General features: G+C 59.0%; 17 protein-coding genes. 13 read left to right on the top strand and 4 right to left on the bottom strand.

Features of this window, described 5'->3' with window-relative positions; genetic code table 11:
* Positions 1-800, bottom strand: an 800-nt coding sequence (locus tag CWI66_RS13195; RefSeq protein WP_157808977.1) for an IS256 family transposase, incomplete at its 3' end; no start/stop codon positions are given.
* A gap of 362 nt (positions 801-1,162) precedes the next feature.
* Between CWI66_RS13195 and CWI66_RS13200 the strand changes: the two genes are divergently transcribed.
* Positions 1,163-1,441 (top strand): hypothetical protein, encoded by a 279-nt coding sequence (locus CWI66_RS13200; protein ID WP_100731930.1) that lies wholly within the window; start codon positions 1,163-1,165, stop codon positions 1,439-1,441.
* 110 nt (positions 1,442-1,551) lie between these two features.
* Here the strand turns inward: CWI66_RS13200 and CWI66_RS13205 are convergent, their stop codons facing one another.
* The 3 genes from CWI66_RS13205 to CWI66_RS13215 are packed head-to-tail and all read right to left on the bottom strand — an operon-like array spanning position 1,552 to position 5,088.
* The gene (locus CWI66_RS13205; RefSeq protein WP_100731931.1) at positions 1,552-2,778 is read right to left on the bottom strand and encodes a nucleoside permease; all 1,227 of its coding nucleotides are present in this window, start codon (positions 2,776-2,778) and stop codon (positions 1,552-1,554) included.
* Between the two features lie 52 nt (positions 2,779-2,830).
* Positions 2,831-3,907, bottom strand: coding sequence for a sugar phosphate isomerase/epimerase family protein (locus CWI66_RS13210; protein WP_100731932.1), 1,077 nt, complete (start codon positions 3,905-3,907; stop codon positions 2,831-2,833).
* A gap of 2 nt (positions 3,908-3,909) precedes the next feature.
* Positions 3,910-5,088 (bottom strand): Gfo/Idh/MocA family protein, encoded by a 1,179-nt coding sequence (locus CWI66_RS13215; protein WP_232710908.1) that lies wholly within the window; start codon positions 5,086-5,088, stop codon positions 3,910-3,912.
* A 267-nt stretch (positions 5,089-5,355) separates the two neighbouring features.
* Here CWI66_RS13215 and CWI66_RS13220 point away from each other — a divergent pair, with 267 nt between their 5' ends.
* The 12 genes from CWI66_RS13220 to CWI66_RS13275 all read left to right on the top strand — a co-directional run bounded on the left by CWI66_RS13220 (position 5,356) and on the right by CWI66_RS13275 (position 20,463).
* Positions 5,356-6,354, top strand: coding sequence for a LacI family DNA-binding transcriptional regulator (locus CWI66_RS13220; protein ID WP_100731933.1), 999 nt, complete (start codon positions 5,356-5,358; stop codon positions 6,352-6,354).
* A gap of 121 nt (positions 6,355-6,475) precedes the next feature.
* Positions 6,476-7,486, top strand: coding sequence for a DctP family TRAP transporter solute-binding subunit (locus CWI66_RS13225; RefSeq protein WP_100731934.1), 1,011 nt, complete (start codon positions 6,476-6,478; stop codon positions 7,484-7,486).
* A 56-nt stretch (positions 7,487-7,542) separates the two neighbouring features.
* Positions 7,543-8,022 (top strand): TRAP transporter small permease, encoded by a 480-nt coding sequence (locus CWI66_RS13230; RefSeq protein ID WP_100731935.1) that lies wholly within the window; start codon positions 7,543-7,545, stop codon positions 8,020-8,022.
* Entirely contained in the window at positions 8,012-9,313 is a 1,302-nt protein-coding gene (locus tag CWI66_RS13235; protein WP_100731936.1) for a TRAP transporter large permease, read from the top strand. The genes CWI66_RS13230 and CWI66_RS13235 overlap by 11 nt, the downstream gene beginning before the upstream one ends.
* A gap of 454 nt (positions 9,314-9,767) precedes the next feature.
* Positions 9,768-10,748 (top strand): TAXI family TRAP transporter solute-binding subunit, encoded by a 981-nt coding sequence (locus CWI66_RS13240; protein WP_100731937.1) that lies wholly within the window; start codon positions 9,768-9,770, stop codon positions 10,746-10,748.
* A 132-nt stretch (positions 10,749-10,880) separates the two neighbouring features.
* Positions 10,881-13,484, top strand: coding sequence for a TRAP transporter permease (locus CWI66_RS13245; RefSeq protein ID WP_100731938.1), 2,604 nt, complete (start codon positions 10,881-10,883; stop codon positions 13,482-13,484).
* Positions 13,485-13,497: 13 nt separating this feature from the next.
* The gene (locus CWI66_RS13250) at positions 13,498-13,926 is read left to right on the top strand and encodes a universal stress protein (protein ID WP_081136436.1); all 429 of its coding nucleotides are present in this window, start codon (positions 13,498-13,500) and stop codon (positions 13,924-13,926) included.
* A 288-nt stretch (positions 13,927-14,214) separates the two neighbouring features.
* On the top strand, positions 14,215-15,030 hold the full coding sequence (locus tag CWI66_RS13255; protein WP_026001990.1) for a DUF2189 domain-containing protein: 816 nt from the start codon (positions 14,215-14,217) through the stop codon (positions 15,028-15,030).
* A gap of 213 nt (positions 15,031-15,243) precedes the next feature.
* On the top strand, positions 15,244-15,732 hold the full coding sequence (locus CWI66_RS13260; RefSeq protein ID WP_081192602.1) for an oxidoreductase: 489 nt from the start codon (positions 15,244-15,246) through the stop codon (positions 15,730-15,732).
* Positions 15,719-17,965 carry an ATP-binding protein gene (locus tag CWI66_RS13265; protein ID WP_100731939.1) on the top strand — a complete coding sequence of 749 codons (2,247 nt, stop codon included), beginning with the start codon at positions 15,719-15,721 and terminating at the stop codon, positions 17,963-17,965. The genes CWI66_RS13260 and CWI66_RS13265 overlap by 14 nt, the downstream gene beginning before the upstream one ends.
* Positions 17,946-19,103 carry a nitric oxide-sensing protein NosP gene (gene nosP / locus CWI66_RS13270; RefSeq protein WP_100731940.1) on the top strand — a complete coding sequence of 386 codons (1,158 nt, stop codon included), beginning with the start codon at positions 17,946-17,948 and terminating at the stop codon, positions 19,101-19,103. The genes CWI66_RS13265 and nosP overlap by 20 nt, the downstream gene beginning before the upstream one ends.
* Entirely contained in the window at positions 19,081-20,463 is a 1,383-nt protein-coding gene (locus CWI66_RS13275; protein ID WP_100731941.1) for a hybrid sensor histidine kinase/response regulator, read from the top strand. Before nosP ends, CWI66_RS13275 begins: the two co-directional genes overlap by 23 nt.
* Positions 20,464-20,471: the final 8 nt, after the last annotated feature.

Genomic DNA, 20,471 nt, shown 5'->3' on the forward strand with positions numbered 1-20,471 from the left:
GCAGTCTTGTGGACCCAGCAGCGCTGGTGCTCGGTCTCTGGATAGACCTTGCTCAACGCCGCCCAGAAGCCCATGGCGCCGTCGCCAACCGCTAGCTTGGGGGCCGTCGTCAGCCCGCGCTCGCGTAGCCCCGTGAGCAGCTCTTTCCAGCTGGCCTCCGACTCGCGTTGCCCATCCTCGACAGCCACCAGCTCCTTGCGGCCCTGCTCGGTGACGCCGATGATCACCAACAGGCACAGGCGGTCATCCATGCGCACGTTGCTGTACACGCCGTCCGCCCACCAGTAGACGTAGCGCTGCTCTGCCAGGTCACGCTTTTGCCAGTCGGCATGCTCGTCTTCCCACTTCTTCTTGAGCCGCGACACGGTGTTGGCCGAGAGTCCCTTGGCCTGGTCACCCAGCAGGGCCGACAGGGCCTCCTGGTAATCGCCGGTGGAGACTCCCTTCAGGTAGAGCCAGGGGATCAGCTCATCGATACTGCGGGCCCGCTTCAGGTAGGGCGGCAGCAGCACGCTGCTGAAGGTCACCCCGTCGCCACTGCGGTCACGGACGCGGGGCACCTTGACCTCGACATCGCCGATTCCGGTTTGTACCGTGCGCTCGGGCAGGTAGCCATTGCGCACCACGGCGCGGCGCCCGTCTTCCAGTGTCCTGTCGGCGTACTGTTCCAGAAACGTACTCAACTCCGCCTCCACGGCCTTGGCGATCAGGTCTCGGGCCCCTTTGCGCAGCAACTCATGCAACGGATCAGTAGCGCCGGTGTCTGGCTGCGTCACGGCTTGGAGAGTAGAATTGCTCATGGCGTATCCGTCCTATGTTGGTTGTGATCTGGCGAGATCAATCAACAGGATACGCCACCCTCTCTACTGCCCTCCATACACAAGAACTGAGCTTAACTCTACATACTGGCAGAGGTATTCTTTAGAACCATTTGTTACTGGGTTGGCTGGCCAATCTGCAAACTGGTTACTTTGGGAAAATACCCTTCGGCTTCTAAAATGATATATCTCGATGAACATAGTAGCCGAGCCGACGGCGCTTGGTGTGCAGTAGTGGGCTTGCTTGCGCTGATTGTGTTGGCGCTGTATTTGCTCTGTCAGTTTTAGACTTCGGCTATGCCATTCATTTAGGTAGTTTAATTCTATTGTCAGGAGGCAAGGGAGTGGCGGCTAGAAAACAAAGATCATTGAAGATCAAGACGCTAAACTCAGTTTGTGCAAGTGCGTTAATCGGGGCGCTACTTTATATAGTGATCATGGGGGTTGAAGTGGTGGCGCTTGGCGCGATGGGGATTGCTCTCACTGGTATCTCAACACCCGTGATTGTCAGCAGTGAGGGAGTTTTAGAGGTGCTGCTAGAGATCGTCATGTCGGTAGCTGAAGGCATCATGACTATTGTTGAAGTTGTCGTAGGCGCAATATCGGGGCTTTTTAGCCTGTGACCAATAAGACGTCATGATTGAGACGATGTGCCCATTAAGTACTTTAAAAGTTTATAAAATAGTTAGCCGGGCGCTGCCAAAGCGCCCGGCATGTTTTATGTTCTAGACTCTTACAGTTCAGACTTAGCCGTTACGCTTTTATCGTCTTTAAAAGTGAGGAAGAACAGCGCCAGTACCGCGATAGCAAACACCGCTGGGAACATCCAGATGCCCTGCCAATCGTGGGCGCCGTTGGTAGAGAAGTGGTCGGTAATCTGACCCGCGACCCAGAAACCTATCAGCATGCCTACCCCGTAAGTGGCCAGCGTTATCATGCCTTGGGCTGAGCTTTTAAATTTATCGCCCGCGCGGGCATCGGTGTAGATCTGCCCGGTCACGAAGAAGAAGTCGTAGCACACGCCATGCAGGGCAATACCGATCAAGAGCATAAACACCATTTCGTCGGCGTTACCGAACGCAAACAGCGCGTAGCGCAGCGCCCAGGCCAGCATGCCGATCAATAAGGTTTTCTTGATACCAAAGCGATGAATAAAGACCGGTAGCAGCAGCATAAACAGCACTTCTGATACCTGGCCCAAGGTCATTTTGCCGGTAGGATTAGTAACCCCGATTTCGGCCAGGAAGGGGTTAGCGTTTTGGTAATAAAAGGCCAACGGAATGCAGATCAAGATCGAGGCAATAAAGAAGATGGCGTAGTTACGGTCTTTCAGCAGGGCGAGCGCATCGAGCCCTAGCACTTCTTTTAAGCCGACCGGGCCGTCTGCTTTAGGCGGCGTTGCAGGAAGGCTAAAGCTATATAGGCCAAGGGCTAAAGAGGCGATCGCACACATCAGGAAGGTGTTGCGCAGCATGCCGTCGGCAATGCCTTGGGAGGAGTCCCAGGCGAATAAGTAGCTGATCCCCAGACCGGCGATTATCCAGCCAATGGTTCCCCATACGCGGATTTTAGCGAACTCCTGGCCTGGGTCGCTCATTTGACGGAAGGAGACCGAGTTAACCAGCGCCAATGTCGGCATATAGATAATCATATACATCAACACCAACGGGTAGAAAGTGCTGAAGTCGCTGGCGACATACAGGCCGTACATTAACGCAGCGCCCGCCAAGTGCAGAACACCGAGAATACGCTCGGCGTTGAAATAACGGTCAGCGATCAGGCCAATAATGAAAGGGGCAATAATCGCACCCCAGGATTGGGTAGAGAACGCCATGCCAATCTGACCACCGCTGGCGTCGAGGTTGTTGGCCAGGAAGGTGCCCAGGGTGACAAACCAGCCGCCCCAGATAAAGAACTGCAAAAACATCATGATGCTGAGTCGTGTGCGTATCATAGCCATGACGTGATCCTATTTTGTGGTTGTGGTTGTGGTTGTAGTTAAAAACAGTCCACTAGCGATGCGGAGGAAGGCCAAGAATTCGGCGGTTGCGCGAAACACTGGTGGTGACACCGGCAAAGTCATCAAAAGCGCGACCGGCAGGTTGAATCAGGTGCGCTTCGATAAAAGGCGCGCCCTCTGCAGCACCCTGGGCGGCGTCCTTTATGCAGCACTCCCACTCAAGCACCGCCCAGCCATCAAATCCGTACTGCGTCAGGCGGCTAAAAATCCCGCTGAAATCGATCTGCCCATCGCCTAACGAACGGAAGCGCCCAGGGCGCTCTACCCAACTTTGGTAACCGCCATAAACGCCGCTGCGGCCATTGGGGTTAAATTCAGCGTCTTTAACGTGAAACATGCCGATACGCTCGTGGTAGCGGTCGATAAACTCGAGGTAATCCAACTGCTGCAGCAGTAAGTGGCTGGGGTCATAAAGAATTTTCGCCCGTGGATGGTTATCCACTGCCGCCAGGAACTGCTCGAAAGACGCACCGTCGTGAAGATCCTCGCCAGGGTGAATCTCAAAGCACAGATCAACACCTGCCTCATCAAAGGCATCCAGAATTGGCCGCCATCGCCGGGCCAGCTCGCTGAACCCTTCTTCGACTAGCCCCTCGGGACGCTGGGGCCAGGGGTAAACAAAGGGCCAAAGCAGCGCGCCGGAAAACGTAGCATGGGCGGTTAACCCCAGCCGTTGGCTCGCTTTGGCAGCCAGTTTTAGCTGCTCAATGGCCCACTCGGTACGCTCCTGGGGCTTTCCGTGTAACGCTGCAGGGGCGAAATCATCGAATAAGTCGTCGCAAGCGGGATGCACGGCGACCAGTTGGCCCTGTAAATGAGTAGAGAGTTCGCTGATCACAACGCCAGCTTTTTCGCAGCGGGCGTTGAGCTCATCGCAGTAAGTTTGGCTTTCAGCGGCTTTGCGCAGGTCGATAAAACGGCTATCAACAGTGGGTAGTTGGATGGCTTGATAGCCCTGTTCGGCCGCCCAGCGAGCGATACCGTCGAGGCTGTCGAAAGGCGCTTGATCGCCGATAAACTGGGCCAGAAAAATGGCGGGGCCGCGGATGCCTTTGTGAGTGTTGGGCATGATTAGGCTCCTGGTAGTTGAGTAGCGGGCAGCGGTGTCCATTTCTGTTCGCTTTTGGCGCTGGTGGTGACGGCCTCGATAAACGCCATGCCACGAAGCCCGGAGGTCATGCCGGGAACGCCCTCAACGTCGCCTTGCTCGCCTTGATGAATCGCCTGGGCGAAGTCGTGGTAAAGGTTGCCGAGTGCTTCCAGATACCCCTCAGGGTGGCCGCCAGGTAGGCGCAAACGCTGCATCGCGCTGGGAAAAAGGTCGGGTTGGTCGATGCCCGCACGGAGGGTGCGCATCGGGGCTTGAAGCGGGCGGTAGAGCAGGCTGTTAGGCTCCATTTGGTGCCACTCAAGCGCCCCTTTATCACCATAAATACGAATTTTGAGCGCGTTCTCTTCCCCGCTGCAGACCTGGCTAGCCACCAGGGTGCCGCTGGCGCCTTGGTCGGTGCGCAGCAGCACATCGCCATCATCGTCCAATTGACGGCCGTCGGCGTGGCTGGAAAGCGAGGCACACAGCTCGCTAACCAGATGCCCAGAGATAAACTCAGCAAGGCCAAACGCGTGGGTGCCAATGTCGGCCATGCAGCCGCTGATGCCTGCGAGCGTAGGGTCGGTGCGCCACGCGGCTTGCTTACTACCCTGCTGTTCTAAACGCTCGCCTAGCCAGCCCTGGGGGTACTCCACGTGAATTTTGCGAATGCTACCTATTTGGCCCTCGCTGACCATTTCCCGGGCTTGCCATACCATGGGGTAGCCTAAGTAGGTATGCGCCAAGCCATACAGGCAGCCGCTGGCATGCCAGCTTTCTGCTAAGCGCTGGGCCTCCTGGAGCGATACTGCCGCCGGTTTTTCGCAAAATACATGAAAGCCTGCCTGCATCGCTGCTGCGGCGATCGGAACGTGAAGATGATTTGGCGTTACGATCACCAACAGTTGCATGCGCTGTTCGGTGGGAAGTTGCTGCTCGCTTTCCAGTAACTGCTGCCAGTCGGCGTAAACACGTTCGTTGGGTAGGTGGCACGCTTCGCCGGTCAGTTGGTTGTTATCAGCCGAGCGGCTAAAGGCGCCACACACCAGCTCGCAGGTGTCGTCAAGGCGAGCAGCTAAGCGGTGAACCTGGCCTATAAACGCCCCCTGTCCGCCGCCGATCATGCCTAAGCGGATACGGGGGGGAGTGTGTCGCGGCATAGAGAGACTCCTGTGTTAATAAACTGAGTTTGTTTATATTCGAGGTGATTGAATTTTTGATGAAATGTAACCGGTTACATTTGTCTTGAAGCTAAGTCTTGATGCTGAGAGCGTCAATGCGACAAAGGTATACGGTGTTGAAAATGTGCCAGAAAATAGCGCGCTGAGTTTAACGTTAGGATACGTTAAGCTGAGAGGAGGAGCGCCGCGCAACCATCTGTTTGGCTGGTAGGAAAAGCCGGCGAGCACAGAGCGATAAGGGAGGCCATGACCAATATACGTAAGGTCGCCGAATTGGCGGGCGTTTCAGTGGCGACTGTATCACGGGCGTTGAAGTCGCCGGATATCGTCTCGCCCACTACCCGGGAAAAAGTGCTGAGGGCCGTTGATCTAGCGGGCTACAAACCTAACTTGATGGCGGTTCAGTTCCGCTCCCAGCGCACTTATAACCTGGTGGTTTTGGTGCCCACGATCGCCAACACTTTTTTTGCGCGGGTAATCAGCGGTATTCAGGAAGCGGCCCAGGAGCGCGGCTACGGCGTTCTGCTGTGTAATACGCTGGGTAATGAGGCGATGGAAACCCAGTACGCCAGTTTAGTCAGTACCCGTCAGGCAGATGGTGTGATTCAACTGCGTGCGTTTAACCCTTTTTCTGAAAAGTCGTTTCCCGCTGGGGCGGTATTGCCGATGATCAATGCCTGCGAGGTGCTGGACGATGCTCCGTGTCCCACCGTCAAACTCGATAACCGAGCGGCAGCTCGGGAGGCCACCGAGCACTTGATCTCCCTGGGGCATCGGCGAATCGGTATGATTAAAGGGCCTCGACGCAGTCCTTTGACCCGTGACCGCGAACAAGGCTACCAGGATGCGTTGAGCGCGGCGGGCATTCCGTTAGATGAGAGCCTGCTTTGTCCTGGCGATTTCACACCACTTTCTGGCTATCAAGCGGCTGAAACGCTTATCGCTTTAGCGGAGCGACCCTCCGCCATTTTTTGTGAAAGCGATGAAATGGCGATAGGTGCCATGAGCCGTATCAAGGAAGCGAGACTACGCGTTCCGGAAGATATCTCGGTGGCGGGTTTCGACGATATAGCGTTTGCTTCCTACAGCGATCCACCGCTCACCACGATTGCCCAGCCGGCGGAAGCATTCGGACGCGAAGCTGTTGCCATGCTGATTGAGGTGCTGGAAGGGCGGCAAGTTAATAACTTGATCTTGCCCTACACGCTGGTATCCAGAAAAAGCACAGCAAAATGCCGACCTTAGACGTCTTTCTTTCGCGCGCTAAGTGCATACAATAAGTGGGGCTTTATCAAAAAGCCTCACAGCTGCTATCCACGCGCACTACCCAACGCACACCATAAAAATAGCTAAAAAAGGATCTACCATGACGCTGACACGCTCAATAGCTCACTTCACCGCTGGCTTGGCCGGTGCGGCACTGCTTTCCGCCTCCCTTTCTGCACAAGCACGCGAACTCTCGGTTTCTACGGTTTTGTCTGATGCTTTCCCCTGGGGGCAGGCAGCGGAGAAGTGGGCAGAACTGGTGGAAGAGCGCAGTGGCGGTGAACTGACGCTGCGGGTATACCCCAACTCCCAGCTGGTCTCCGGTGACCAGACCCGCGAGTTTTCCGCCATGCGCTCCGGGCTGATCGATGCGTCCGTCGGTTCGACCATCAACTGGTCGCCGCAAGTGCCGGAGCTCAATCTGTTCTCCTTGCCGTTCCTGATTCCTGACGAAGCCGCCGTGGACGCCGTGACTGGCGGTGAAGCGGGTGACATGGTCTTCGAGGCCATCGAGTCGCGTGGCGTCATGCCGTTGGCCTGGGGGGAAAACGGCTTTCGTCAGGTGTCCAACTCCCGTGGCCCCATCAGCCAGCCGGATGATCTCGATGGCCTGAAAATTCGCGTGGTGGGCTCGCCCCTGTTCCAGGACACGTTCTCGGCACTGGGCGCAGACCCGACCCAAATGAGCTGGACCGACGCTCAGCCTGCGTTGACCACCGGCGCGGTCGATGGCCAGGAAAATCCGCTGTCGGTGTTCGACGTGGCGCGCATCGACCAGGTGGGCCAGGCGCATTTGACGCTGTGGAACTACATGAACGACCCGCTGATTTTTGCGGTGAACCAGCAAGTGTGGCGTACGCTCAGTGAAGAGCAGCAGACGATGCTGCGTGAAACCGCGCAGGAAGCCGGAGCGTGGGAGATCGCCATGACCCGCGAGCAGGAGCATGAGCGGCTGGCCGCCATCCAGGAACGCGGGGTCACCGTGACCGAGCTGACCGACGAGCAGTACCAGGCGTTCGTGGAGGCGACCCAGTCCGTCCATGAAAAGTGGGTGCCCCGCATCGGCGAAGCCTTGGTAGAGGCTGCGCAAGCGGCAATCGATGCACGCTGATATTTCGCTAGCCGCTGCCGCCGCTCCCGAGCGGCGGCTATTTGTGTGAGGTTGCCATGAAAGGCCTTCCTGATGCCCGGCCCGAACGCTGGCTGGGCGCCCTGGCGTTGATCATCATCTCGCTGATCAGCCTGGGGAACGTCATCACGCGTTACATTACCGGCGGTTCTTTCTCGTTTACCGAAGAGTTCTCGGTGTTTCTGCTGGTGGTGCTGACCTTTGCGGGCGCCTCCGTTGCCTTGCGCCACGACCGGCATATTCGGCTGGGGTTTCTGGAGCGCGCCTTGTCTCCAAAGTGGCGGGGCATCCTGATCCTGTTCCAGGCGCTGTGTGGCTTGACGGTGTTGGCCCTGATTACCTGGTATGGCGGCAAGTTGGCCTGGCAGGAGCGGGAGTGGCAATCGACCTCGCCCGGGCTGGGGCTACCCCAATGGTGGTACTTGGTGTGGCTGCCGGTGCTGACACTGGCCATGAGCTGGCGATTGGTGCAACAGACTCGGGCGCGCTTGAGAGGGGAGGGCCAACATGACGCCTGATATCTGGATGATTCTGGCGTTCGCGGGCCTGCTGATTGCCGGTGTGCCGGTGGCCTTCTCACTGGCGCTGGCCGGTTCTGTGGGCATTGTCGCGGGGCTCTCGCCTGACATGCTGGCGACCCTGGGCACCAACACCTACAACAGCATCGCCAAGTACCCGCTGATCGCTATTCCGCTGTTCATATTGACTGGGCTTATTTTTGAGCGGGCAGGTGTCGCGCTGCGTCTGGTGCGCTTTGCTCAGGCCTTGATTGGCCCGCGCCATGGCGGCCTGGCGCTGGTGGCCGTGCTGGTGTGCATGATCATGGGCGGCATGAGCGGCTCGGGCCCGGCCGATGCTGCCGCCGTGGCCATGGTCATGCTGCCCAGCATGACCAAGGCGGGCTACCCGAAACCGTTTTCTGCCACGCTGATTGCGGCCTCTGCGTCGACAGCGATTCTGATTCCGCCCTCGGTGGCACTGATTCTTTACTCCATCGTCGTGCCAGGAGTTGACCTGCGGGCACTCTTTGCCGCTGGCCTTTTTCCTGGTGTACTGGCCGGGTTGGCGCTGCTGGTACCCGCCATGCTGGTGGCCAAGCGCTACGGCTGGGAAGGCACCCCCGTGGAGGGGGCCGAGCGGCTGACCGTGCGCGGCACCTTTCGTGACGCCTTGCCTGCCCTGTTTGCGCCGATCTTGATCCTCGGTGGCCTGCGTTCAGGCTTGTTCACGCCTACCGAGGCTGCCGTCGTGGCCGTGGCCTATGGGGCACTGGTGGGGCTGCTGCTGACCCGTGAGCTGACGCTGCGTGATTTATGGGAGCTGCTGGGCGAAGCCGCGATCATTTCGGGGGTCGTGATGCTGATCATTGCTCTGGCCGGTATTTTCGCCTGGGCAGGCACCATGCTGGGCACGTTCCGGCACATGGCCGAGTGGATCATCGGTTTGACGGATAACGGCGTACTGCTGCTGATACTGGTAATGCTGGCCGTATTGGTGGCGGGCATGCTGCTGGATGCGATCTCCATTTATCTGATCATGATGCCGATTCTGATTCCGGTGATGCAGCATTTCGAGTGGAATCCGGTATGGTTCGGCATTCTACTGGCCATGAACATTGCCATTGGTCAGTTCACCCCGCCTGTGGCGGTCAACCTCATGGTGACCACCGAGGTCGCCAAAATTCGTCTGGAGCATACGATAGGCTGGGCCATGCTGTTCGTGCTGGCCATGGGCTGTGCGCTGGCGCTGGTGGCCATGTTCCCGAGCATTGCACTGTGGTTGCCGGGCGTGCTGGGCTATAACGTTTGATGCCTGGTGACAACATGCACAGCCCGTCGAGGATACCCTATGCAAAAATGGTATGGCCCAGGCGGGCATGTTTAACGCTGACTAAACGTTACAGATGCGCAAACCCCGCTAAACTTGTTTCCAGTGGCGTACCGAGGCAATCCGCCGCTGCCCTCAGCAATGAGGCGTTCACCGTTGGTTGCCCTCGACATCCAGGAGGGTGGTGGCGTTGCCTGGTGGGTAGCTAGTGAACGGTAAAAACGTCTCTCGTGGCTGCCATCGCAAGCGTGAAATGGCTGTGCGCTTCGCCAAGTGGTTTTTTTTTCGCTAAAGTAGTTACCGTCGGCAGTAATTGCCGAGGTCGATAACAGACTGTCTTGACAACGTTTTGCAACCGCAGCACCTGAAGGGAACCGTTCTGCAGGTGGTTGCAAGGCGCATAATGCTCACAACATCAAGATAAAGAGGTGTATTCATGAAACGCCATGTATTTTCTACTGCGGCCTTCTCGGGCGCGTTCATTGCTGCGGCTTCCTTCGCTTCTCCGGCGGTAGCTCAGGATCGCTACATCACCATCGGTACCGGTGGCCAAACCGGCGTGTACTACGTCGTCGGTCAGTCGGTGTGCCGTATGGTCAACCGTGGCAGCGATGAGCACAACATTCGTTGTAACGCACCGTCCACCGGCGGTTCCGTGGCTAACGTCAATGGGCTGAAAAGCGGCGAGCTGGACATGGGCGTTGTCCAGTCAGACGTGCAGTACCGTGCTTACCATGGTGAAGCCAACTTTGAAGAGGACGGCGCGTGGGAAGACATGCGTGCGCTCTTCACCATGCATGGCGAGCCGCTGACCGTAGTTGCTCGTGCCGATTCCGGTATTGAAAGCATTACCGACTTCCCCGGCAAGCGCGTCAACATCGGTAACCCCGGTTCTGGCCAGCGCAACACCATGGATGTGGTGATGAACGCATTTGGTTGGGACGAGAGCACCTTCGCTCTGGCTTCTCAACTGGACGCTGCCGAGCAGGCGGCTGCGCTGTCTGACAACAACATCGATGCCATGGTGTACGTGGTAGGCCACCCGAACGGCTCTATCCAGGAAGCCACCACCACCATCGATGCGCGTCTGGTATCGGTCACTGGCGATGAAATCGACAGCCTGATCGAAGAGTACCCCTACTACACCCGTTCTGTGATCCCGGGCGGTCTCTACCGTGGTAACGACGAAGACGTCGAAACCTTCGGTGTGGCAGCGACCTTCGTGTCTTCCACGGCGGTAGATGAAGAGGTGGCCTACGAAACGGTCAAGGCCGTGTTCGAAAACTTCGACCGCTTCAAGCGCCTGCACCCGGCGTTCGAGAACCTGAACGAAGAAGACATGATCTCTGACGGTCTGACCGCACCGCTGCACGATGGCGCTGCGCGTTACTACCGTGAGCGTGGCTGGATCGAATAAGTACGGATAAGCGATACTGCTGGCTAGGGTGAGCAGCGTCGTGATGAGTGATAAAGCGCGGGCACCTTGGGTGTCCGCGCTTCTTGTTGAAAGCACTGATTCACAGTGCTGACCATTAGGCAGGGCAAGCGTATGCGTGATGACAAACAACCTTCGGCAGCCGCGGGAAGTGACCTGGAGGATATGGTCGCTTCCAGCGATACAGGGGCAAGGAAACCCCTGGGGGTGCCGGGTAAGCTGCTGGTAAGTATTGCAGCCGCCTGGTCGCTGTTTCAGCTATGGATTGCATCGCCACTTCCTTTCATGCTCGGGTTCGGCGTTTTCAACTCTACGGAAGCGCGCTCCATTCACCTGGCCTTTGCGCTGTTTCTGGCCTTCATGGCCTATCCTGCGTTCAAGCGCTCGCCGCGTGATCGCGTGCCGCTGCTGGATTGGGGATTTGCTGCGGTTGCTGCCTTTTGCGGCGCCTATCTGTTTTTGTTCTTTGGTGATTTGGCTCAGCGTCCGGGCAGGCCCATCACCCAGGACGTGGTGGTCGGCGTCGTCGGCATTGTGCTGCTGCTGGAAGCCGCCCGCCGTGCGTTAGGGCCACCGCTGATGATCGTGGCCGGGGTGTTTATCGCCTACTCCCTGTTTGGGCCTTATATGCCGGGTATTCTGGCGCATCGCGGAGTCAGCCTGAACGGCTTGATCAACCACCAGTGGCTGGGCACGCAAGGGGTGTTCGGCATTGCAGTCGGCGTCTCTACCAGCTTCGTTTTCCTGTTCGTACTGTTTGGCGCCTTGCTGGATAAGGCAGGGGCCGGTAACTATTTCATCAAAGTGGCCTTCTCGATGCTGGGGCACTTCAAGGGCGGTCCGGCCAAGGCAGCGGTAGTGGCCTCGGGCATGACGGGGCTGATTTCGGGCTCCTCGATTGCCAATACGGTCACCACCGGTACCTTTACCATCCCCATGATGAAACGCGTTGGCTTTAGCTCCGAAAAAGCGGGCGCGGTGGAAGTCTCCTCCTCGGTGAACGGCCAGATCATGCCGCCGGTCATGGGGGCAGCTGCCTTCCTGATGGTGGAGTATGTGGGCATTCCCTATGTGGAAGTGATCAAGCATGCGTTCCTACCGGCCGTCATTTCTTATATTGCGTTGATCTACATCGTTCACCTCGAAGCACTGAAGGCGAACATGACTGGCCTGCCGTCCAGCAACCCGGCACGCCCGTTGATCAATAAGGTGCTGGGCTTCCTGACCGGCCTGATTCTGATCATGGCCCTCTCGTTTGCTGTCTATTACGGACTGGGCTGGCTAAAACCGCTGTTGGGTGATGCGACCCCGTGGGTCGTTGCGGTGCTGCTGGCAGTGACCTATGTGGGCCTGTTGAAGATCGGTTCGGGCTACCCCGAGCTGGAGATGGACGACCCCAACTCCAAGGTCGTCACGCTGCCACAGACGCGTCCCACGGTCATGGTCGGGCTGCACTACATCCTGCCGGTGGTGGTACTGGTCTGGTGCTTGATGGTCGAACGGCTCTCGCCGGGGCTGTCTGCCTTCTGGGCAACCGTGTTCATGATCTTCATCATGGTTACCCAGCGGCCAATCACCGCTCTGTTCCGTGGCCGTAGCAAAATGGCCGCCGACATCAAGGAAGGTTTCCTTGACCTCTGGGATGGTCTGGTGGCCGGTGCCCGCAACATGATTGGGATCGGTATCGCCACGGCCACCGCCGGGATCGTGGTGGGTGCGGTATCCCAGACTGGCGTAGGCCTGGTGCTGGCCGACGTGGTCGAAGTGCTGTCAGGCGGCAATCTGATGATGATTCTGCTGCTGACGGCGCTGCTGAGCCTGATTCTGGGTATGGGGCTGCCGACCACTGCCAACTACATCGTGGTGTCGGCGCTGATGGCCCCCGTCATCGTTCTGTTGGGCCAGCAGAACGGCTTGATCGTGCCGCTAATTGCCGTGCACCTGTTCGTGTTCTACTTCGGTATCATGGCCGACGTGACGCCCCCGGTGGGCCTGGCGTCGTTTGCGGCGGCTGCGGTGTCGGGGGGCGATCCTCTGCGGACGGGCTTCCAGGCGTTCTATTACAGCCTGCGCACGGCGGCTCTGCCGTTCCTGTTCATCTTCAATACCGACCTGCTGCTGATCGACGTTTCGTTCCTGCAGGGGATCGTGGTGTTCATCATCGCGACCATTGCCATGTTGATCTTCGCGGCGGGAACCCAAGGCTACATGCTGGTTCGCAGCCGCTGGTACGAGTCGCTGCTGCTGCTACTGGTTGCCTTTACCCTGTTCCGCCCCGGTTATTGGATGGACCGCATCCATGATCCGTACGAGTCGGTGCCGCCAGCACAGTTTGCAGAAGCACTTGGGCAAGTCGAAGATGGCAGTAACCTGCGCGTGCAAATCGCGGGAGAAGACAACTTCGGCGACCCCATGACCACGTATATTCTGGTGCCTGTACCGCGTGGCGATTCCGCTGAAGAACGCATGGAGCGTCTGGGCATGGAGCTGTGGGTAGACGGTGATCAGGCCACGGTCGACTTCGTGCAGTTCGGCGGCCTGGCGCAGGATCTGGGCTTCGATTTCGATCAGGAAATCATCGAAGTATTGGCGCCCATCGACCGTTGGGCGAAAGAGTGGATGTGGATTCCCGGGTTCGCCCTCTTTGCTTTCGTTGTGTTACTGCAACGCCGCCGTCGCGACAAGGAACGTGCGGCAACGGCTTCGGCGGTCACCTGAGGAGATGACAATCATGTATCAGAAAATCCTGCTACCGGTGGACCTGAACGAAGAAGCGTCGTGGAAGAAGGCCTTGCCCACGGCGATCACGCTGTGTCAGACCTTCGGGGCGTCGCTGCATATCGTGACGGTGCTGCCGGAGTTCAAGATGCCCATGGTGGGCGCCTACTTTCCGAAGAACTTTTCGGAAAAGGCTCACACGGCCATCAAGGAGGCGCAGCGCTCGTTCATCAAGGAGCATGTGCCCGAAGGGATCAAAACCCAGAGCGTGATCGTCGACGGCTCGCCCTGGGAGGCCATTATCAAGGTAGGCAAGAAAATCGATGCCGACCTGATCGTGATGGCCTCGCATACCAAGCGCAAGTTCGTCGATTACGTGCTGGGGCCCAACGCCGAGCACGTCGTGCATCATGCCAAAGTGTCGGTCATGATCGTGCGCTAGCCGCTCGCTCCGACTGCACCCACGCAACGCGCCAGGCATATTGTCTGGCGCGTTTTTTGTATATTAACCCGCGCTAACGCATCGAATTAATCGTTGGTAATCGGCCCTGTTGAGGGTTTTTTGTACGCGACTCCGTCAAAACACGTCGCTCCATGGCAACTCAACTACATTAAAAGAGCATTAAGCCATTAACGTGGAAGTAATGGTGTCATCACGCAGGGTAACGATTTGCTTGCCTGGGTGTTTGGTGCAGCAACGCCATTTGGGGTAAAACACGGGAGTTACGCCATGAATGCAACAACAAAAACACAGCCAGTGGCAGGTGTGCCCAACGTCAAGATCACCATTAACAAGGTCGGGATGGACAGGCCACGGGCCTGGCTGGCCGCCGGTGTGGAAGATTTCCGTCGCGCGTCCGCCATCAGCCTGGCGTACGGGCTGTTCTGGGTGGGCTTGAGCATTGCCATTACGGCAGGTGCCTTTACACTGGGTTACTGGTATTGGCTGCTGCCGATGATTGCCGGGTTCATGTTCGTGGGCCCGCTGGTGGCGGTGGGCTCTTACGGCATCAGCCGGGCACTCGAGCAGGGGCGCGCGCCCACCCTGGGGGACGCTTTTGGCAGTTGGAAGCCCCACGCGGGGCAGCTGGCCATGATGGGCGTCATGATGATGATTTTCTTTCTCGCCTGGATTCGTCTGGCCACGCTACTGTTCGCGCTGTTTTTCGGTTTCGAAGTGCCTAGTCCGGCTACCCTGTATACCGCACTGCTCACCACGCCCGAAGGGCTAGGCATGCTGGCGGTGGGCACCGTGGCAGGTGGTGTGCTGGCCTTTGGCGCATTTGCTATCAGCGCCGTGGCCATTCCGACCCTGATGGACCAGGACTTGACCTTCATGGAGGGCATCGAGGCCAGCGTGCGCTGCGTGGCGCGTAACTTCCGCCCCATGCTGCTATGGGCTGCCATTCTGACTGGCTGTGTGCTGGTGGGTGTGATGACGTTCTACATCGGCCTGGCGCTGATTCTGCCTGTGCTTGGTCATGCCAGTTGGCACGCCTACGAAGAGCTGGTGCGCTTTGAACCCGTTGAGCAGCTGAAAAGCTGACGGTACCTTGAGGCCACTTCTTCACCTGGCTGGCAGGATATAACCGGCTCTTTACCAAAAACATCGTCATTAGCCTGACCCGGGAATCGAGATGGCGTACCCTAAGCGCCATCTCTTTTTATTTGTGCCTGTCGCAAGGTTTGGGCGAAGGGTGCGCTCAGCACAATACGATACGAGGGCTTGGTAGTGAAAGCGTTGTTATTGGGGTGCTTCATGCTGGCGTTCAGCATTCCTCATGCGGGGCTGGCAGAAATGACTGCGCCACTGGCGTCGCCAGAAGGGCATGTCATGCTCACCGTCGATGGTCGTGTTGGGGCCACTAACGTAGGGCATCAAGCGCAATTTGATCGCGAGTTGCTGCTGACATTGCCTCAGCATTCGTTTACCACGGGAACCCCGTGGACAGAGGGCAAGAGTGACTATCGCGGCCCTTTGATGCGCACCCTGCTGGAGTTTCTGGAGGCAGAGGGCGAGACAGTCAAGGTGGCCGCACTAAATGGTTACGAGGCGGAAATTCCGGTCAGTGATTTTTACGACTACGATGTCATCCTGGCGCTCGCGCGTGACGATCGTGACATTCCAATTCGTGAGTATGGCCCCTTATGGGTGCTTTATCCCTTTGATCAGGACGAAGCACTGCTGAGCGAGCGGATGCGCTTCAGGTCGGTCTGGCAGGTCATGCATATCCATGTCGGCCAGTGAGCCTACGGCGCGGGCGCCACGTTTGCTGCGTTACCCACGGCGTCTCAAGCTGCTGGCCATCGTCACGGTGCTGCTGTTCGCGGCGGCGCTGGTGGTGGCGGGTCTCTCCGCCTGGCGCCAGGACAACCTGACCCAGAGCCTGCGCGAAGATACGGCCTGGGTGGTCTACAAACTCGACCGTGACGCCGTGCAGCTATTGAACCATTTGCTGGCGGAAACACGTACGCCACTCTCTGCGGCGGCCCAGGATGCGCTGAATCTGCGTTTCGAGCTGCTTTACAGCCGTATCAACCTGCTGCAAGAGGGCGAGGTCAGCTCACTCTTGCAGAATATTGGCACGGCGCGTGAGCTGTTGGCATCGATTCAGCAGCAGTTGGATCGGTTGGATCCGATGTTCAAACCTTATGCCGAGGGGACGCCACTGCCCGTTACGGCGCTGGAAAGCGAGCTGCAGGCCCTTACCCGATTGACCGAGCGCTTCGTCATTGCCATCAATGGCTATCTCGCCGAATCGGCAACGGAAGAGCGCGCCTTGTTGAGCATGCTCTACAAGCTACTCATTACGCTGCTGTTCGGGATGAGTTTTGCCGTCCTGCTGGTGATTGCGTTTCTGGTACGCGAGATGCGTGAAAGTGCGGCTGCGCGTCGTGAGCAGGAACAGCTGAGCAAGCAGCTTCAGGTGACCGCTCGCCAGGCGCAGGCCGCCAACCATGCCAAGTCCGATTTCCTGGCGATGGTCAGCCATGAAATCCGCACGCCTCTGAACGGCGTGATCGGGATGAGCGAACTGCTTTGTGAGCCTGCCAGCCCTGCTCAGGTAGAAGATTACGCCCGCACGATCCACGAGAGCGCCAATCAGCTGCTGGCGATGATCAATGAAATTCTCGACTTCTCCAAGATCGAGGCAGGACATTTGACGCTGGAAACGACCCCCACGGCGCTCGCTCCCTTGGTGGAAGGCGTCATGGCACTGTTCGAACCCAGGGCTCAGGCCAAGGGAGTGCAGCTCACGCTGGATATCGATGCGCTGGTACCGGCCTGGGTCATGGTAGATGCAGGGCGCTTGCGTCAAATCCTGCTCAACCTGATCGCCAATGCCATCAAGTTCACCGATTACGGTAGCGTCACCATTCGGGTCAGCTCGACGGTCAACGTGCTGGTGTTTGAAATCCATGATACGGGCTGTGGGATCTATCCCGAGCAGCAGGCTGCCTTGTTCGAGCCCTTTCAGCAGGCTGACGAGAGCGTGGCCAGACGGTATGGCGGCACCGGGTTGGGGCTAGCGATTTGCAAACGCTTGTGTGAAGCCATGCAGGGCCGCATGGGGGTGACCAGCGAGCCGGGCCAGGGCAGCACGTTCTGGTGTGAGCTGCCGCTGGTAGAGGCGACCCCCGTCGATACCCCGCTACCTGCCGTGCACTCCCGAGACTTTGCCGGTTTCTCGCTGCTGTTGGTAGAAGACAACGCCGTCAATCGGAAAGTCGCAGTGGGCTTATTGTCGCGGCTGGGGTGTGAAGTGGTGTGTGCCGAAAATGGCCGTGAAGCATTGAACATGGTCACGCGGCAGTCGGTGCATCTGGTGTTCATGGATATTCAGTTGCCCGATATGAGCGGCATTGAGGTCACGCGTCGACTGCGCCAACAGGCGGGGTGGTGTCAGCAGGTGCCCATTATCGCCATGACCGCGGGCGGCGCGGACGATGATCGTCAGCGCTGCCTGGCGGCTGGCATGAACGACTACATCACCAAGCCGCTATCGCTGCTGGCATTGAGCAATGTGCTGGCACTACACCTGACAGGTCAGCAGGGCCAGCCTCTGCCCAGTATGACCGACACGCGGGAGGAGCATGATGACGCGTGCCTGTTGGACGAGTCCGCACTGCAAACGCTGTTGGCCTCGTTGGGCAGCGAGAGTGTGACGCAACTGATCGTGCTCTATCATCAGCAGATGAGTGACTATACCGCGCAGTTGGCGGGCTACTTTTCCAGCGAGGGGAGTGTGGACAGCGATCAGGCACTGCAAGTGAAGCGGTTAGCGCACCAGCTGCGTGGCGAGTCGCTGAGCGTCGGCGCCGAGCGATTGGCGGCCGAGGCCAAGCGGCTGGAACTGATGGCCGATATGCCCTCGCCCGAAGGTGAGCAACTGAGCCGGGCATTCAGCAGCTTGCGCCACTGCGCAGGTCGTACTCACGCTGCGCTGGAGAAGTGGCGACGTGACCATCAGCTATACTGACAACGGTATTCGCACCGCCGCGAGCTGCGCTACCGATCCGGCTCAAGCCGCCGCAGAGCTGGCTGCCCAGCTATATCATGCCGAGGCAGGCTTTCTGCTGTTCTTCTGTAGCGCAGAGTATTCGCTGGAAGCCTTGGCGGCAGCCCTCAACGAAGCGTTTGGAGCGCTGCCGATCAGTGGTTGTACCACGGCCGGCGAGCTGGCCCCGCAAGGCTATGAACGAGGCTCGATTGTCGCGATCTGTCTGGATCGGCGGCTCTTCGCTGTCGAAACGGCGCTGATCGACGACCTCGAACAGTTCGACCTTGCTGTGGCTCAGTCACTGGTCGACACCCTGCTGGACGGCTGTCGACATCAGGCGGTGGCGCCGGTCAACGAGCACAGCTTTGCGCTCACGCTGCTGGATGGCTTGTCGAGCCGAGAAGAGCAGGTGCTGGCCACTCTGGACGCCGCGTTGGGTCGCATTCCCAGCTTCGGAGGCTCGGCCGGCGACGACAATCACCTGTCCCATACCCATGTCTACGCGAAGGGCCGTTTTCATACCCAGGCGGCCGTCGTGGTAATGATCAATACCCGGTTGCCGTTCGAGGTATTTTCCACACACCACTTGCAGCCGCTTGAGCACAAACTGGTGGTCACGGCGGTTGACCATGCGCAGCGGCGGGTGCATGAGCTGAACGGGCTGCCAGCGGCCCAGCTCTATGCCGAGCTGGTAGGGCGTCCGGTGGCGGCGCTGGACCCCGTGGTGTTTGCCCAGCACCCGCTGGCCGTGCGATTGGGAGGCCAGCACTACATTCGCTCCATCCAGCGCGTCAATGACGACGACAGCCTGAGTTTCTACTGTGCCGTTGAAAACGGCATCGTACTCACCGCCATGCAGCCAGCCCCCTTGTTGGAGAACCTGGCGGCCATGCTGGCGCGGGTGGAAACTCGCCTGGGGCCTCCAGTGGCCGTCATCGGCTGCGACTGCTTTTTGCGGCGCATGGCGCTCGAGTCGTTGGGGCAGCTGGCCCAGGCCTCGACGCTGCTGCGCCATGCCAACGTGGTCGGTTTCAATACCTATGGTGAGCAGCATCATGGCATGCATGTGAATCAGACGTTTACGGGGGTGGCCTTTGGCGCTCTTCCAGCCTCCTGAGCAACACGGTGAACAGCCGACTCTGGCAACGCTGCAGGAGGAAAATCGCCGTTTGCGCAAAGTATGCCAGGCGTTGATGGAGCGCGTGGAGTCAGGCGGCAGCCCCAGCGGCGCCCCGTATGCCGCGTTCGAACGCTCGGTGCTGCTGGCCGAGCAGGTGCGCGAGCGCACCGATGCCCTGCATCGCGCGCTGGATGAGCTTGGGCGCGTGAATGCTCGGCTGTTGGCTGCCAATGCGCAGGCCGAAGCCGCCAACCTCTCCAAGACCCGTTTTCTGGCGGCGGTCAGCCACGATTTGCTGCAGCCCTTGAACGCCGCGCGGCTGTTTGCCAGCGCCTTGGAAACGCATACGTTGCCCGATGCCTCGCAGGCGTTGGTGGGGCATATCGGCCGCTCCTTGAAGGATGTCGAAGGCCTGCTGGGCACGCTGGTGGACATTTCACGGCTGGACGCCGGGGTGCTCCACGCCGACAAGGCACCCTTTGCCGTGAGTACCCTGCTGGATGCGCTGGCCGAGGAGTATCGTCAGGTGGCTGCCGTGCGCGGCTTGTCGTTTCACTACGTGGCGTCCCGGGCCTGGGTGGACTCGGATCTGGCGCTGCTGGCGCGAGTGGTGCGCAACTTCCTGAGTAACGCCGTGCGCTACACCGAGCAGGGGCACCTGTTGCTGGGGTGTCGGCGACGCGCCAACGGGCTCGAGATCATGGTGGGGGATACGGGCACTGGTATTCCTGAGGCGCAGCGGCGGGCGATCTTTCTCGAATTTCGCCGTGCCAGCCAGCCGCAGGGGGACCACAGCCGCGGGCTTGGGCTGGGCCTGGCCATCGTCGATCGTATCAGCGCCATGCTGGAACACCCGATTGCGCTTACGTCGCGCCCCGGGCGCGGCTCCCTGTTCTCCATTCTCGTGCCCTATGCGGGAGCGGCCGGTGCAGCGCCTGCAAGTGGTGTGGGCGCTGGTTGGTGGCACGAAGACCCTCTACAGGGCTGCGTGGTGTGGGTGGTGGATGATGACCCGGACATCCTCGCGGGCATGCAGGCACTGCTCGGCGGTTGGGGTTGCCGCGTGCGTGCTGCCGCCACGGTGAGTGCGCTGGAGGCGGCCAGTGACGGGGAGCGACCTGCGGTTCTGCTGGTGGATTATCATCTGGGTGAGCATCGCGAAAATGGTATCGATCTGGCCGCGCGACTGCGGCGGCGTTACCCCGGCCTGGCGACCATCGTCATTACCGCCAACCACGAAGCCGCGGTCAAGCGCGCCTCTCGGGAAGCAGGCCTGTACTACTTGCTGAAGCCTCTGAAGCCCCTGCGGCTCAAGATGCTGCTGGGAACGCTACTGGAGAACCATCCGCCAGGATAGGGCACGTT

This window comes from Halomonas sp. 141 (assembly GCF_002810305.1).
GTDB classification, from domain to species: Bacteria; Pseudomonadota; Gammaproteobacteria; order Pseudomonadales; family Halomonadaceae; genus Vreelandella; species Vreelandella stevensii.

What these genes read in the sequence shown, in the direction of transcription:
- CWI66_RS13260 (WP_081192602.1), top strand. Translation starts at nt 15,244, where the DNA reads ATGCTGGCGTTCAGCATTCCTCATGCGGGGCTGGCAGAAATGACTGCG.
- CWI66_RS13235 (WP_100731936.1), top strand. Translation starts at nt 8,012, where the DNA reads ATGACGCCTGATATCTGGATGATTCTGGCGTTCGCGGGCCTGCTGATT.
- CWI66_RS13255 (WP_026001990.1), top strand. Translation starts at nt 14,215, where the DNA reads ATGAATGCAACAACAAAAACACAGCCAGTGGCAGGTGTGCCCAACGTC.
- CWI66_RS13215 (WP_232710908.1), bottom strand. Translation starts at nt 5,088, where the DNA reads ATGCCGCGACACACTCCCCCCCGTATCCGCTTAGGCATGATCGGCGGC.
- CWI66_RS13220 (WP_100731933.1), top strand. Translation starts at nt 5,356, where the DNA reads ATGACCAATATACGTAAGGTCGCCGAATTGGCGGGCGTTTCAGTGGCG.
- CWI66_RS13265 (WP_100731939.1), top strand. Translation starts at nt 15,719, where the DNA reads ATGTCGGCCAGTGAGCCTACGGCGCGGGCGCCACGTTTGCTGCGTTAC.
- CWI66_RS13240 (WP_100731937.1), top strand. Translation starts at nt 9,768, where the DNA reads ATGAAACGCCATGTATTTTCTACTGCGGCCTTCTCGGGCGCGTTCATT.
- CWI66_RS13230 (WP_100731935.1), top strand. Translation starts at nt 7,543, where the DNA reads ATGAAAGGCCTTCCTGATGCCCGGCCCGAACGCTGGCTGGGCGCCCTG.
- CWI66_RS13245 (WP_100731938.1), top strand. Translation starts at nt 10,881, where the DNA reads ATGCGTGATGACAAACAACCTTCGGCAGCCGCGGGAAGTGACCTGGAG.
- CWI66_RS13205 (WP_100731931.1), bottom strand. Translation starts at nt 2,778, where the DNA reads ATGGCTATGATACGCACACGACTCAGCATCATGATGTTTTTGCAGTTC.
- CWI66_RS13250 (WP_081136436.1), top strand. Translation starts at nt 13,498, where the DNA reads ATGTATCAGAAAATCCTGCTACCGGTGGACCTGAACGAAGAAGCGTCG.
- CWI66_RS13210 (WP_100731932.1), bottom strand. Translation starts at nt 3,907, where the DNA reads ATGCCCAACACTCACAAAGGCATCCGCGGCCCCGCCATTTTTCTGGCC.
- CWI66_RS13225 (WP_100731934.1), top strand. Translation starts at nt 6,476, where the DNA reads ATGACGCTGACACGCTCAATAGCTCACTTCACCGCTGGCTTGGCCGGT.